This window comes from Chryseobacterium endophyticum (genome assembly GCF_056333165.1).
This window is the reverse complement of record NZ_JBWGXE010000001.1, coordinates 510,035-523,227: the sequence shown is the minus strand read 5'-3', so window position 1 is coordinate 523,227 and position 13,193 is coordinate 510,035. Positions and strand designations below refer to the sequence as shown.

The following is a 13,193-nucleotide window of genomic DNA, read 5'->3' as shown; positions in this document are numbered from 1 at the left end:
ACTTTTTTAGTATTAGTAAAGATAGCCGTAAAAATGTTACAGAATTTCCTGACAAATGAGTACGGCATTAAAATATTATTAAAAAGCAATGAATATAAAATGCAATAATGGACAAATCATCCTGTTTGGCACCAAATGCAGTTGAAAAAACCTATAAAACAAGTGTTTTGTAAGTTCCTGCAACCGCAGGAAGTCTTAAACAAACTGCGGGAGACTTCCGAAGACCTCCGGAGATTACAAACACATCTGTTTTAAACAAACGGAGTCCTCAGGAGGTTTCAAACATGCTTGTTTGTATCCCACGGGGATTTTTTATTTAATTATAGATTTCTGCATCTTTAAAGCACGAAAAACCAGATGAATATAATTGATTTAAAATAAAAAGACCTCTGAAACATCAGAAGTCTTGATTTATTACTGTGACTAAACTTATCCGATCAGCTCTTTCGCCTGGGCCAGTGCGGCTTCGGTGATCTTGCTTCCGGAAAGGAGCTGGGCAATCTCGTTCAGTTTTTCTTTATCACTAAGCGGAACGATGGTCGATTGCGTTCTACCGGCTACGTCCTGCTTCAGAACTTTATAGTTGTTGTTTCCTTTGGCGGCCACCTGTGCAAGGTGTGAGATCACGATCAGCTGCATATCGGCAGACATTTCCCGCATGAGGTTTCCGATCTCCTCAGCTACCTTTCCGGAAACTCCCGTATCGATCTCATCCAGAATCAGCGTCGGAAGCTCATCACTTTCAGCGATAATTTTTTTTACCACCAGCATGACCCTTGATCTTTCTCCTCCTGAAATGGCCGTCTGAATGGGTTTTAAAGGAAAACCCGAATTGGCCTGAAACAGCAGCTGGATGTTTTCTTTCCCAAAAGAATTGAATTCGGCAGCGTCCTGCAGCTCAATATCAACCCTCGCTTTTTCAAGACCTAATTTTTTAAGCAATTCCTCTGCTTTTTTTATGAATACCGGAATGCTTTTTTTCCTGTTTTTTGAAAGCTTTACGGACAACTCCTGAAGGATTTTTTCCTTTTTTGAAATATGCGCGGTGATGTCAGCGATCTGGGCTTCCAGGTCTGAAGCCCCCTGCTGTTCGCCGGCCAGATTATCCCTGATCTCCTTTAACCCGGTAATATCGGAGACGTTATGCTTCAGAAACAGGGCATTGATCCTGTTATTCAGTTCGGAAAGCAACGCCAGGTTCTCCGGGTTTACTTCTATCCTTTCGGCTTCATCTTCAAGCTCGGAAATAATGTCTTTTAATTCTACAAAAGAAGTTTCCAGTCTTTCGTCAAGCTCTGCAAAGCCTGCAGATACTTCTGCTATTCTTGAGAGTTTATTTTTAGCTTCATTAAAGAATGATAAAATCCCGACTTCTTCCTGGTGAAATCTTGATAATACCTGAGCCAGGTTGTCGGAAATCATTTCCGCATTTTCCTGTATGGAGAGCTGGTTCTGAAGGTCGTCATAATCTACATTGTCCAGGTAAAGATCCTCAAGCTCATTCAAAAGAAATGCTTTATAGTCACTTTCCTTGTTGGCTTCCGACAGCTGGGTCTGTAGTTTTTTAAGCTGAATCTTTAAGCTTTGAAAATCAGAAAATTCATGTTGATAGTCGCTGATGATCTGCCTGTTTTCAGAAAGGCCGTCGATAATTTTAAACTGATATTCGGAGGTAAAAAGGTTGGATGTTTCAAACTGGGAATGAATATCGATCAATTGGGAAGACAATTCTCTCAGAATATCCAGGGTAACCGGAACATCATTGATAAAAGCCCGCGATTTTCCCGAAGGCAGGATCTCTCTTCGGATAATGGTCTGATGCTCGTAATCCAGATCGTTTTCGATAAAGAATTTCTTAAACTGGTTATTTAAAGAAAATTCTGTTTCCACGATGCTTTTCTCCTCTGCTTTAGAGATTGACTTTACATCTGCCCTCTCGCCAAGAATAAGCCTTAAAGCGCCCAGGATAATGGATTTTCCGGCACCCGTTTCCCCGGTGATCACCTGTAAGCCGTTGTGCAGCGAGACCTCAAGGGTATCAATCAGCGCAAAATTTTTAATGTAAATTCTCGAAAGCATTGATAATAGCGATTATTTTAGCTATTGCAAATATAGAACTTTAGAATTCAGGATTCAAGCGAAGATTACTGTTTCCATTTGTTCCAGCGGGAATCCGTATTCTTAGGAGAAAGGATGATCATTTCATTTTTCAGATCTCCCAGGGCGATGCCACCATTGTTCCCAGAATTAAAAATATTAAAGATTTCATCAGCTTTCGTATCCATGATAAGATTAAAGAAATAAGCCTGCTGAAAGGAATTTTCGTATTGCTTCAGCTGCATTAAAGCATCAAAGATCACTTTTTTGGCGGTTGTCTGATCCTGGTTGAAAAGATTATCCAGTCCTGCCCTGTGATAAGAATAAATGGTTGCGCGTAGCTGGCTCCAGTTGGGGCTCAGGATCTCTTTAATGAGAATAGAACGGCTTCGCGGCTCATTGATCTGTTTCCAGCCATCGTAGGTATTCTGGGATTCTCCGTTCTGGGCAATCTGCTGGGCCTTCTGAAACCACTGGGTTCCTGCCATTGACTGGAAGCTGTCGGCATCCACACCTAAAATGACATATACATAAAAGCTGATGACGTCGATTAAATTTTTCCCAGAAAACTGTCGCTCGTTAAAGATCAGGTTTTCGTTTTCTACATAATCGAAAGAAAACCTGTTATCCGGAATGTTGAGCAGAGGAGATTCATAGGTCGTGTTGAATACCGGACGTACCGCCTGAACAACGATTTTCCCGCTAAACCTGTTCGCATCCCTGGAATCTATAACAATGGCAAAATTGCATTTTATTTTTTCGTAGTTCTGGAGCTTCTTTCCCGTCCAGCTGGTATTATTGATAAAATCCCGGAGGCTTTTTTCCAGCGCTTTATACGCGGACTGGTTACTTCCTCCCAGCTGCTGGGAATTCACCTGAACGGCAGCGAGGAGTTCCTGCGACAAGCTGAGATTGTATAAAAACAGAAGTAAAAATATGCTGATAATTTTTTTCATTTTTCCAGTAAAGATTGAGAACGGAAATTTATTAAAATTATTTTAAAAGTTGAGTTTCAAGAAAATCCAAAATATCTTTTGCGACATCGTCTTTCGGCTTCAGATCAAACTCTCTTTTTTCCGTTCGGGTAAAAATTTTTATTTTATTGGTATCGTTTTTAAATCCTGCGCCCTCATTGCGGAGAGAATTTAAAACAATCATATCAAGATTTTTCTTTTCCAGTTTAGCCTTTGCATTTTCCTCTTCATTCTGGGTTTCCAGGGCAAATCCCACCAAAAACTGATGGTTTTTCTTTTCGCCCATGGTTTTAAGAATGTCGGGATTTTTGACCAGCTCAATGATTAAATGATCATCGTCCTTTTTAATTTTTTCTTTGGCGACTTCTTTTGGTGCATAGTCGGCAACTGCGGCACTTCCAATTCCGATATCAATACGGTCATAGAATTCAAAGACTTTGTCAAGCATTTCCTTTGCTGAAGTAACCTGATGCAGTTCTACGTTTTTATGATTGATTTTCTGAGCGCTAGGTCCTGAAATCAAAATAACTTTTGCGCCTCTTGCTGATGCTTCCTCTGCCAGGGAAAAGCCCATTTTTCCTGACGAATGATTGCCGATGAACCTTACCGGATCAATAGCTTCATAGGTCGGCCCGGCAGTAATTAAAACCGTTTTTCCTTCGAGTGTCTTTTTTCGTCCTTCATTAAAAAAATCTTCTATGATTTTAGCGATAGTTTCAGGTTCAGACATTCTTCCCTGACCGGTTAATCCGCTCGCGAGTTCTCCGCTTTCTGCAGGAATAACTACATGGCCAAAGCCTTCTGCCTGTTCAAGATTTCTTTGGGTAGACGGATGCGCGTACATATCCAGATCCATGGCCGGCGCGATAAAAACTGGGCATTTGGCAGACATATAGGTGGCTATAACCAGATTATCACACATCCCGTGAACCATTTTTGACAAGGTATTTGCCGTGCAGGGAGCGACAATCATGACGTCGGCCCATAAAGCCAGTTCCACATGGCTGTTCCATGTTCCGTTGTCTCCGTAGAAATCTGAATAGACGGGCTTTTTAGATAATGTAGACAGACTGAGCTTGGTTACAAACTGTTCTGCATCAGGCGTCATAATAACCTGAACGTCTGCTTCTTTTTTAATGAAATCTCTGATGAGAAAATGGATTTTGTATGCTGCAATTCCTCCGGAAACCGCAATGAGAATTTTTTTGCCGGAAAGACTACTCATTCAATTATAATTTTAAAGATACTAAATTACTTATTTTTTCTCATAAACTGTTTAAACAACAAAGGTCATAAAGAAAAGATTTCCTTTATGACCTTTATATATAAAAAACACATTGATTCTTATTTTCTCTCTTCCGTTTTTCTGAAGTAAACGTCTCCGTTCAGCCATTCTTCAATAGCAATGGAAGTCGGTTTCGGAAGTTTTTCGTAATGCTTTGAAATTTCGATCTGCTCTCTGTTTTCGAAAACTTCTTCCAATGTGGAATTGTGAACCGCAAACTCGTCAAGCTTATTGTGAAGTTCCGTACGGATCTCAGCGTTGATCTGCTCTGCTCTTTTTCCCATGATAACAATCGCTTCGTAGATTGAGCCTACTTTGTCTTCAATCTTATCCTTATCGTAAGTAATGGTATTTACTTCTGCTTTTGTATCTTTTACACTCATTTTGAGACTATTATTTTTATTTAAGTTCGCAAATTTACGAATTATCTTTGAATTTTGAAAGTAGCTGCCGGCGGAGGGGTATTAATTGCGGCACTGTCTCTTCGGATCTGGGTTGCTTTCTTCTCCGCATCGACCTGATCCTTCATCTGCTGCTCTGTTTTTGCTTTTTCGGCATTCTGGGCTTCCAGTTTTTTCTGTCTTTCCGTTAATGCTGCGATTTTGGCTTCCGTCTGCTTTTTAACCACTACGAAATCTTTCTTTTCTTTTTCCAGTTTTTCTCTGATATCCAATGCTGTTTTGGCAAGATCCGTATTCGGCATTTCTTTTTCAACCTGTCTTGTAAAGGCCAGTGCGCTTTCAATACGCTCATCTTTAAGATCATACACCGATTTATTGGCCAGTTCGTAACGGGACTTTAAAATATAATCATAGATCTGTGGACGGAGTTTCGTGCTCGGAAAGTCTTCCAATACATTTTCAAAAGCTACGTTTGCGGCCTTGTACTCACCCATTTTGTAGTACTGCTTGGCATTTTCATATCCTTTGAATTCCACTTTATAAGACAACTCATCGATCAATGTGTTGATGTTTTTAGATCTCTCAGAGTTCGGATAATTATTTAAAAATTCCTGAAGCTGCGCAATGGCCGACTGTGTGGTAGACTGGTCCAGGTTATAATCCATGGAACCTTCATAGTAACACAGGGCCGCCATATAAGCTGCTTCTTCCGCTCTCGGATCTTTTGGAAAATTCACCGAAAAGTTTTTGAACTGATTTCCCGCCAACCTGAAGTTTTTATCGTAATAGTTAGCATAAGCTGTATTAAACGCAACGTTTGGAAAATCATCCGTTCCGGCCACTAAATTGGTAAGTCTGTCATAAAGCGCCAATGCATTTTTCCATTTCTTTTTGGCAAAATTTTCATTAGCGGTTTTTAAGATGAGGTTTTTATCCGCACTTTTCATTGCTCTTTCCTGCTTGCTCACGCATGATGCGACAACAGCTACAGCAAAAAGACCTAAAATATATTTTTTCATATAAAAAATTCAACAGTTTTCGGATGATACAGCCGATATACTAATTTGCAAAAATATAACTTTTTTGTCAATAGATTTTTTTTTATGAATATTTAACGTAATTTTAGTCTGCAGCGTATCCCAAAATGGCAAAAACGCTCATTAAAAGATTCATCCTAACCTTTTTTTCCGCTTCCTTGGCATAGGTTTCTTCGCTTTTGCTCGGCACGTACAATTCGTAAAAATTGCGGTTCCGGATAACGAACAAAGTAGATCCTATAATGGTTGTAAGAATATCTTCGGGTTTTGGTGTAAAGGTAAAAACGCCGGAGGTAACGCCTTTTTTAATGACTTCATCGAGCTTTTTAACGAAGAGCTGATAGAAATCCATTAATTCGTCCTTTAGGTTTTCAGTGTGCCGGAGTTCCTGTGTGACAAAACCATGAAAATAATTATATTTAAATAACTGGGCGACAATATATTTAATAATTTCTTTCATCTGCATTTCCGGCCTTCCATCCTTGATGGTATCTGCAAATTCGGAAAAATTTTCCCTGGTTTTCAATACCCTGTACTGGTAGAGGTAAGACATCATTTTCTCTTTGGAACCAAAGTAGTAAGAGATCATCGCCACATTGATGTTGGCTTTGGAACAAATATCTCTTACTGAAGTTCCCTCATAGCCTTTTTTGGCAATCAGCTCTTCTGCGATGTCTAAAATATGGATCTGTTTTTCGGTAAATTTTTTCTTCATGTAGTGTACTTTGAGTAAAGTTAAGAAATTTTTAACAGATTTATAAACGTTTGTTTAAGAACTTTACATTAAATCTAAATTAATAGTATTTTTGAAAATGGATTTTTTTGATTTTCATCATCATAAAAAAAATATCCCGTTTGGGATCTACAACCTCAGCCAACCATGCTTACCTGTAGAGATTGTTTATTCAATAGGAATTCATCCGAAGGAAATTGAGATCTCTGATATTCAAAAGCAATTTGACTGGCTTGAATCGAATATTACCGAAAAATGCTGGGCTATAGGAGAATGCGGCTTAGATTCCTTCGCTGAGGCTGATCTGAAAATCCAGGAAGAGGTTTTCCTGAAACAGATCAGGATTTCAAATGCCATCAGAAAGCCTGTGATCATCCATTGTGTAAGAAAGTTTTACGAAGTCATTTCTTTTAAAAAATACGCCGAACAGCCGATGATCATTCACGGATTTAATAAAAAAGAAAGTATTGCAGAAGATCTGCTTAAAAATAATTTTTATCTGAGTTTTGGAAAAGCGCTTTTGTATAATTTATCTTTGCAAAATACTTTAAAAATTACGCCTTTAGATAAAATCTTTTTAGAGACCGACAACGACGATTTCAATATTGAAGAATTGTATGTAAAAGTTTCGGAGCTTAAAGGAATTTCTTTGGAAAGCGTAAACAGACAAATTTTAGAAAATTTAGACACAATAAAAAATGGATAAATACTGGCTGGAAAGAACGGAGCTTCTGATTAAAGAAGAAGGACTAAAGAAACTGAATAATGCCCATGTTCTGGTGGTAGGACTGGGAGGTGTGGGATCATTTGCCGCGGAATTCCTTGCAAGGGCCGGAGTCGGAAAAATGACGATTGTCGATGGTGATACGGTAGATATTACCAATGTCAACAGACAGCTGCCCGCCCTGCATTCCACCGTAGGAAAGCATAAAGTGGAAGTGGTCGCAGAAAGACTTCTGGACATCAATCCTAAGCTGAATTTAACCAAAATCAATGAATTTCTGAATCCTGAAAGAATGGAGGAAGTATTGGATGCCGACACCTTTGATTTTGTACTGGACTGCATCGACAGTGTTACGCCCAAATTAAGCTTAATTATAGCGGCCAAGAGAAGAAGAATAAAAATTGTAAGCTCTATGGGTGCCGGCGGTAAAACCGATCCCAGTAAGGTATTGGTACGGGACATCAGTAAAACCGAACATTGCCATCTTGCAAGACAGATCCGAAAAAGGCTGAGAAAAGTAAAGATCGATAAAGGTGTCCGTTGTGTTTTCGCCAACGATATACAGGATGAGGAAAGCTTAAAAATGACGGACGGAACCAATTATAAAAGATCTTTTTATGGTACCATCAGCTATATGCCTGCCATCTTCGGGCTTTATGCAGCCGCAGAAGTGATTAATTATCTTATAGAAAAAGATTAATTACCGTTACCGTAACAGCCTTCAGAAAGTGTTATTTAAAACGGACAGCATCCGTTTCAATAAAATATGCCTTATCTTTACATGCGTAGATGACAAATTTCAAATATCCCAAAACCGAAAAACTCAAAAAAAACACCGAGATTTCCTTGCTTTTCGAAAAGGGCAAATGGAAAACAAATGGGAATTTGAGAATCATTATCCTCAAAGATAAACCTGCGACACCTGTTGAACGTACAAAATTTGCGGTTTCGGTTTCGAAAAAATACTTTAAAAAAGCCGTTCACAGAAATCGCCTGAAAAGACTTCTCCGCGAATGTTACCGCCTGAATAAAGACCTTTTTAAAGAAGCTTTCGGAGATAAGACAATGGCTATGCTGTTCTGGGTTTCTTCCGAAATGCCGGAAAAGTTTCAGGAGGTTGAAGCACAGTTCATAAAGCTTTGCCAGGGACAGAAAAAACCCTGAATCGAACATTTAGAATCCATCATTACTCATAGAAAACGGGCGGAAAATTCCCGCCCGTTCTTTTTTTATTTTCTTTGTATAATTTTCTGCAACAACGCCTAAAAGGCTTATGACAGGCAATATCAGCAATTCATTACTTTTATCCTTTAGTTCTGAAATCCTTTATTTCCTGAATCTTACCTTCATAATACTCTTTCTTTTCAGGTGTTTTTTTAATCAAAATCTCGAATGCTTTGATGGCTTTGGTATAAAGCTTTTGCTCAAAATACAAATTGGCAAGGGTCTCTGTCATTAAATGTGAAATATCGTCGCCCTTTTCCTTTACGACAAAATTACTTTCCTCTTTCAGCTGACTGATTTTCGGATTGGTTTCAATGAATGTTTCAATCACTTTATTCTTGATCTCAACCTTATCTTTCGGAGATTCCTCAGACCGGTCAATCTTCAGCCAGCTCTGCCAGGTATTGATGAATCCCGGGATATTGCTGTCGGGGATACCGGATCCATTTTGCACGGCAATATTTTCAACTTCGGCATCTGCTTTTTGTTCTTTGTCCTGTAAGTTTTCTTCCTGTTTTTCAGATTGAGCGATAGTCCATCCGGAACCGAAAAACGAAACATTCATCACAGGAACTTCCTCTTTCTCCTCATCCTGTGCTGTTTCCTGCGTTTCCTCTTTCTCTTCATCATGTGCGACTTCATGTTCTGCAGTCTCCTCCTCAGTTGGTTCAACCACCTCTTCAGCCTCGGAACCCTCTTCTGGTTTATCTGTTTTTTCAACTTCTTCTGCCTTTTCTAATGGAACTTCAGTTTCAGCAGGTTGAACTTCTTTAGCTTTATTCAGTAAAGAATCCGGCACGAAGGGTTCAAATGACATCGGTTTCCAGGCAGAATTTACCTCCTGGGATTCTGTATTTTCAGGATCTGAGATCTTACTTCCTTCTTGTTCTTCTTCTTTAATAACTGCGTCAACCGCAACAATAGTTTCGGCGGGTTCTACAGTTTCCTCTTCTTTTTTCGAGTCTGCTGGTTTTACCTCAAAACTCTGCGTTTCTGCAAAGCTGATATCGTGACTGCTATTTTCCGGTTCTTCCTGTGGTATAACTTTCTCGGAGGCCGCTTTTTCCTTCATTTTTCTTTCAACCTCTTCAATCAGTCGTCGCATTTCATCCTCATGCTTGCTGAAAACCGGCTGCGGTATTTCAGATACCTGTTCTTGTTTATTTTGAGACTCTATTTTTATCTCAGGCAGGAACGATTCCGTTCCATGAAAACTAAGCTCGGCATCATCAGTAATCGTTTTCTCTTCATCAGATGACAAGATTTTATCTTCATCCACGATGGTCTCATGAGTAAACTCTGCATTGTGTTCTGCCTCGCCGTTAATATGACTTTCGCTTTCCTCAGTCTGCTCCTCATGACTCTCTTCTTTTTCTCCATTGTTGGCTAAACTAACCTTAGGAAGAAAAGATTCCGTTTCGTGGAAACTCTGTTCGGAAGCATCCCGTATTTTTTCCTCTTCGTTATTATCACTGATTTTCTCTTCTTCTACAAGGGTTTCAGGGGTAAAATCAGTATCCGGAGACTCCTTTTCAACATGCTCCTGAGCATCAATCCGCCCGTTATCCTGCTGCACTTCTTTTTCAGGTTTGAACGTAATAATAGAACCTGATTCCAGGGTAGATTCAAGATCGATGGTTTCTACATGGTCATTTTCAAGAAAATCTTCTTCTCCTTCAAACAATATTCTGTTCCGTTCTCCTTTTACAAAAACTTCCTTTGCTTCAGGTTTGGGTTCCGGAGCCACTCCAAAGCTGTCTTTATTTTCGGCAGGCTGTGCCGGCTGCTCATCAGTTTCAGGCTTTGCTTCCACAACAGAAGTTTCATCCTGTCTTTTAAGCGGAAATACGGAAACCTTTGACCGCAATAAGATCTGAAGCGGATTTTCTGCGGGTATTGTTTTTTCCTTTATGGCTTCAGCAGGAGCGTCAACTTTCGGTTTCTGCTGTATTCTGCCATTGATAAGCTGATAAAGTATCTTTTTATCTGTGGTATAAGCTGCCGTAGTAGAAAGCACTTTCTGATAATTATCTTTATCATACAGATGCACACCATATAAATACAATGCTCTGATATTTTGTACATAGGGAAAAGAATTAATTTCCTCTTCCAGAAGATTAAGATCTTCTGACTGAATGCTTTTCGGGGTCTTTAATAATTCTAAAACTCTATGATTCATTTTACCAATTCGCTACAATGTCGTTAAATATCTTATTAATAATTCTATCGGTCGCAATTTTTACCTGAGAGCCTTCGATATCAGACTGGGATAAATTGCTGTTGAAAACCGCTTCATCAGAATAGGTTCTGTCAAAACTTAAATCCTGGTGCAGTCTGTTTTCGTAATGCACTTTCACTGTGATCGTAAGCTTATTCTGAGATTCCTGAACAGTACCCCCCGTATTCGTAGGCACCGTCGTAGAACTGATCGTCGTAGGAGTAATGGAATAATCTGTAATTTCACCTTCTACGAGAATATCAGGATTTTCTTTGGTCCCTTTTAAGGTTGTTCTCTGCAAAAACCGGTTCTGAATATCCGTAGAGAATTGCTGAGACAGCGTTGGGTTTACCAAAGGGGCATTATTCGGAAATTCATTGATCTGGATCGTTTTTTCATCTGTAAGGGACGATCCGCCAGTGAAGCTGTAACATTGCTGAAACAGCGTAAGAATAATACATCCGAAGATCATTTTTATCTTATTCATAATTAATTTTTTTGGTTTGTGTCTCAAAGACATCTTTATATGCCGCATATTTTATGCAGATTCCTATAGGGATGGTAAAAAGCAGTCCGATCCCGCATGCGAGAGCTCCCAATTGTGAAATAATACTTACAAGGATTGTAAATAAAAAGATCAGCAGGAAATTCTTTTTCACGAGTTTCCATGAAAGGGAATAAGCTTCTCTTACACTTTGAACCCTGTAAAGAGAAATAAGCGGTTGCACAAAGAAAAGAGATACTGAAAATGCGATCATCAACAATATATACACAAAAAACCAGATTCCCATTCCTCCTGCAAGGAGTGCGGCATTTATGTTTTCACCCTCTTCAGAGGCCGCAATTAGAACAGGAAATAATGTAAATTGCATTGGAATCATCATAAAGATAACCACAAGGAAAACCAATACTATAAATTTCAGATATACCACAAAATCTGTAAAATCAAATATATCTCCGGCCTCCACTTTTTCTCCCTGATCTGCTTTTCTGCAGATTTTATAAAAGTTTCCCAAGGCTAATACGCCGCAAAACGGGATGATACTCATGATAAAGACCAATAATGTAGCCAGTATGAAACCTCCGACATCTTTTTTAAAAAGGTCATAGCCTTCCGCAATATATTTTCCTATATTGAAAGTATAGCCTTTGTTTGTGATTACCTCAAAATTCATTGTTAATAGTTTATTCTTCTAAATTATATTGTTTTATTTTCCTGTACAATGTTCTTTGTGAAATTCCCAGTTCATCCGCCGCTCTGTTCCTTCTTCCTTTATGCTTCTCCAATGCTTTGATGATCAGATCTTTTTCATTGTTTTGCAGTGACAGGGATTCCGGTCTGTGTTCTTCTATTTCGATATCTTCAATATCCTCATAGCTGTTTTCCGGCTCCGAAATAATGGTCGGATTCTGAATTGATGAATGGTTACTGCTGTTGTTATTTTCAAAATACAGCAAAGAATTCGGCGTTGCATTCTGCTGTGTTTCAGGTGTATAAATTCTGTTGATTAAATTTTTCTCATGGCTGCTCAGATCAGAAGTCCCACGGTTTTTTATCAGTTCCGAAGTTAAGGATTTTAAATCATTAATATCATTCCTCATGTCAAACAGAATTTTGTACATGATTTCCCTTTCGCTGCCGAAGTCGTTCTGTTTCTGATTATTAGGGGCATTGACAACCATCGGAAGATGGGATTCCATCGGAATGTATTCTGCTAATTTTTCGACGGTAACATGCCTGTCTCTTTCCACTACGGTCATTTGTTCGACGAGATTTCTCAGCTGTCGCACATTTCCGGGAAAAGTATAGTTTTCAACATAATGTACCCCGCTCGGATCGAGTTCCAGCTCAGGCATCCTGTATTTTTCGGCAAAATCAATAGCAAACTTCCTGAACAACAAATGAATATCACCTTTTCTTTCCCTTAAAGGCGGCATATCGATCTGTACGGTGTTCAGACGGTAATAAAGATCTTCACGGAATCTCCCATCCTGGATGGCCTTCATCATATTGACATTGGTCGCCGCTACAATTCTCACGTTCGTTTTCTGAACCTGTGAAGAACCCACTTTCATAAATTCGCCGCTTTCCAATACCCTTAATAAACGTACCTGGGTCTGCAACGGCAATTCTCCCACCTCATCCAGGAAGATGGTTCCGCCGTCAGCCACCTCGAAATATCCTTTTCTGGTAGCTGTAGCCCCGGTAAATGCTCCTTTCTCGTGCCCGAAAAGTTCTGAATCGATGGTTCCTTCCGGAATAGCCCCGCAGTTTACGACAATATATGGCTGATGTTTTCTTTTAGACTCTGAATGGATAATTTTAGGAATAAATTCTTTCCCGACACCACTTTCTCCGATGACCAGAACAGAAATATCTGTTGGCGCCACCTGGATGGCTTTTTCCAAAGCACGGTTTAAGGCCGGGAAATTCCCAATGATTCCGAAACGGTTTTTTATATTTTGTAAGTCGTTACTCATAACTAAGTTTTTTTAGATT

The 13,193-nt window shown here is 39.3% G+C and carries 13 protein-coding genes; 3 read left to right on the top strand and 10 right to left on the bottom strand.

Going from position 1 to position 13,193, the window contains the following annotated elements; translation table 11 throughout:
* Window positions 1-429: 429 nt before the first annotated feature.
* The 6 genes from AC0N32_RS02520 to AC0N32_RS02495 all read right to left on the bottom strand — a co-directional run bounded on the left by AC0N32_RS02520 (window position 430) and on the right by AC0N32_RS02495 (window position 6,509).
* Window positions 430-2,079 carry a DNA repair protein RecN gene (locus AC0N32_RS02520; protein ID WP_476392298.1) on the bottom strand — a complete coding sequence of 550 codons (1,650 nt, stop codon included), beginning with the start codon at window positions 2,077-2,079 and terminating at the stop codon, window positions 430-432.
* Window positions 2,080-2,144: 65 nt separating this feature from the next.
* Window positions 2,145-3,053: a type IX secretion system protein PorD gene (gene porD, locus AC0N32_RS02515; protein ID WP_476392297.1), complete on the bottom strand. Its 909-nt coding sequence runs from the start codon at window positions 3,051-3,053 to the stop codon at window positions 2,145-2,147.
* Window positions 3,054-3,090: 37 nt separating this feature from the next.
* The gene (gene coaBC, locus AC0N32_RS02510; protein WP_476392296.1) at window positions 3,091-4,296 is read right to left on the bottom strand and encodes a bifunctional phosphopantothenoylcysteine decarboxylase/phosphopantothenate--cysteine ligase CoaBC; all 1,206 of its coding nucleotides are present in this window, start codon (window positions 4,294-4,296) and stop codon (window positions 3,091-3,093) included.
* A 119-nt stretch (window positions 4,297-4,415) separates the two neighbouring features.
* Window positions 4,416-4,739, bottom strand: a complete 324-nt coding sequence (locus tag AC0N32_RS02505; protein ID WP_029298198.1) for a DNA-directed RNA polymerase subunit omega — start codon at window positions 4,737-4,739, stop codon at window positions 4,416-4,418.
* A 41-nt stretch (window positions 4,740-4,780) separates the two neighbouring features.
* The gene (locus AC0N32_RS02500; protein ID WP_476392295.1) at window positions 4,781-5,776 is read right to left on the bottom strand and encodes an outer membrane protein assembly factor BamD; all 996 of its coding nucleotides are present in this window, start codon (window positions 5,774-5,776) and stop codon (window positions 4,781-4,783) included.
* Window positions 5,777-5,879: 103 nt separating this feature from the next.
* Complete coding sequence (locus AC0N32_RS02495; protein ID WP_476392294.1) at window positions 5,880-6,509, bottom strand: TetR/AcrR family transcriptional regulator; 630 nt, start codon at window positions 6,507-6,509, stop codon at window positions 5,880-5,882.
* A gap of 97 nt (window positions 6,510-6,606) precedes the next feature.
* Here AC0N32_RS02495 and AC0N32_RS02490 point away from each other — a divergent pair, with 97 nt between their 5' ends.
* The 3 genes from AC0N32_RS02490 (at window position 6,607) to rnpA (ending at window position 8,415) form a co-directional block, all read left to right on the top strand.
* A complete protein-coding gene (locus tag AC0N32_RS02490) occupies window positions 6,607-7,233 on the top strand; it encodes a TatD family hydrolase (RefSeq protein WP_476392293.1) in 627 nt (208 codons plus the stop codon).
* Window positions 7,226-7,951, top strand: coding sequence for a tRNA threonylcarbamoyladenosine dehydratase (locus tag AC0N32_RS02485; RefSeq protein WP_476392292.1), 726 nt, complete (start codon window positions 7,226-7,228; stop codon window positions 7,949-7,951). The genes AC0N32_RS02490 and AC0N32_RS02485 overlap by 8 nt, the downstream gene beginning before the upstream one ends.
* Window positions 7,952-8,040: 89 nt before the next feature.
* A complete protein-coding gene (rnpA, locus tag AC0N32_RS02480; protein ID WP_476392291.1) occupies window positions 8,041-8,415 on the top strand; it encodes a ribonuclease P protein component in 375 nt (124 codons plus the stop codon).
* A 139-nt stretch (window positions 8,416-8,554) separates the two neighbouring features.
* Here the strand turns inward: rnpA and AC0N32_RS02475 are convergent, their stop codons facing one another.
* Genes AC0N32_RS02475 through AC0N32_RS02460 form a run of 4 tightly spaced genes read right to left on the bottom strand, consistent with a single transcriptional unit; the run spans window position 8,555 to window position 13,174 of the window.
* Window positions 8,555-10,654 carry a hypothetical protein gene (locus AC0N32_RS02475; RefSeq protein WP_476392290.1) on the bottom strand — a complete coding sequence of 700 codons (2,100 nt, stop codon included), beginning with the start codon at window positions 10,652-10,654 and terminating at the stop codon, window positions 8,555-8,557.
* Window position 10,655: 1 nt separating this feature from the next.
* Entirely contained in the window at window positions 10,656-11,180 is a 525-nt protein-coding gene (locus AC0N32_RS02470; RefSeq protein ID WP_476392289.1) for an LptE family protein, read from the bottom strand.
* The gene (locus AC0N32_RS02465) at window positions 11,173-11,868 is read right to left on the bottom strand and encodes a DUF4013 domain-containing protein (RefSeq protein WP_476392288.1); all 696 of its coding nucleotides are present in this window, start codon (window positions 11,866-11,868) and stop codon (window positions 11,173-11,175) included. Before AC0N32_RS02465 ends, AC0N32_RS02470 begins: the two co-directional genes overlap by 8 nt.
* Window positions 11,869-11,878: 10 nt before the next feature.
* Window positions 11,879-13,174 (bottom strand): sigma-54 interaction domain-containing protein, encoded by a 1,296-nt coding sequence (locus AC0N32_RS02460; RefSeq protein WP_476392287.1) that lies wholly within the window; start codon window positions 13,172-13,174, stop codon window positions 11,879-11,881.
* Window positions 13,175-13,193 lie beyond the last annotated feature (19 nt).

Excerpts from the sequence above, each read along its gene's own strand:
- AC0N32_RS02520 (WP_476392298.1), bottom strand. The coding sequence starts at position 2,079 with ATGCTTTCGAGAATTTACATTAAAAATTTTGCGCTGATTGATACCCTT.
- porD (WP_476392297.1), bottom strand. The coding sequence starts at position 3,053 with ATGAAAAAAATTATCAGCATATTTTTACTTCTGTTTTTATACAATCTC.
- coaBC (WP_476392296.1), bottom strand. The coding sequence starts at position 4,296 with ATGAGTAGTCTTTCCGGCAAAAAAATTCTCATTGCGGTTTCCGGAGGA.
- AC0N32_RS02505 (WP_029298198.1), bottom strand. The coding sequence starts at position 4,739 with ATGAGTGTAAAAGATACAAAAGCAGAAGTAAATACCATTACTTACGAT.
- AC0N32_RS02500 (WP_476392295.1), bottom strand. The coding sequence starts at position 5,776 with ATGAAAAAATATATTTTAGGTCTTTTTGCTGTAGCTGTTGTCGCATCA.
- AC0N32_RS02495 (WP_476392294.1), bottom strand. The coding sequence starts at position 6,509 with ATGAAGAAAAAATTTACCGAAAAACAGATCCATATTTTAGACATCGCA.
- AC0N32_RS02490 (WP_476392293.1), top strand. The coding sequence starts at position 6,607 with ATGGATTTTTTTGATTTTCATCATCATAAAAAAAATATCCCGTTTGGG.
- AC0N32_RS02485 (WP_476392292.1), top strand. The coding sequence starts at position 7,226 with ATGGATAAATACTGGCTGGAAAGAACGGAGCTTCTGATTAAAGAAGAA.
- rnpA (WP_476392291.1), top strand. The coding sequence starts at position 8,041 with ATGACAAATTTCAAATATCCCAAAACCGAAAAACTCAAAAAAAACACC.
- AC0N32_RS02475 (WP_476392290.1), bottom strand. The coding sequence starts at position 10,654 with ATGAATCATAGAGTTTTAGAATTATTAAAGACCCCGAAAAGCATTCAG.
- AC0N32_RS02470 (WP_476392289.1), bottom strand. The coding sequence starts at position 11,180 with ATGAATAAGATAAAAATGATCTTCGGATGTATTATTCTTACGCTGTTT.
- AC0N32_RS02465 (WP_476392288.1), bottom strand. The coding sequence starts at position 11,868 with ATGAATTTTGAGGTAATCACAAACAAAGGCTATACTTTCAATATAGGA.
- AC0N32_RS02460 (WP_476392287.1), bottom strand. The coding sequence starts at position 13,174 with ATGAGTAACGACTTACAAAATATAAAAAACCGTTTCGGAATCATTGGG.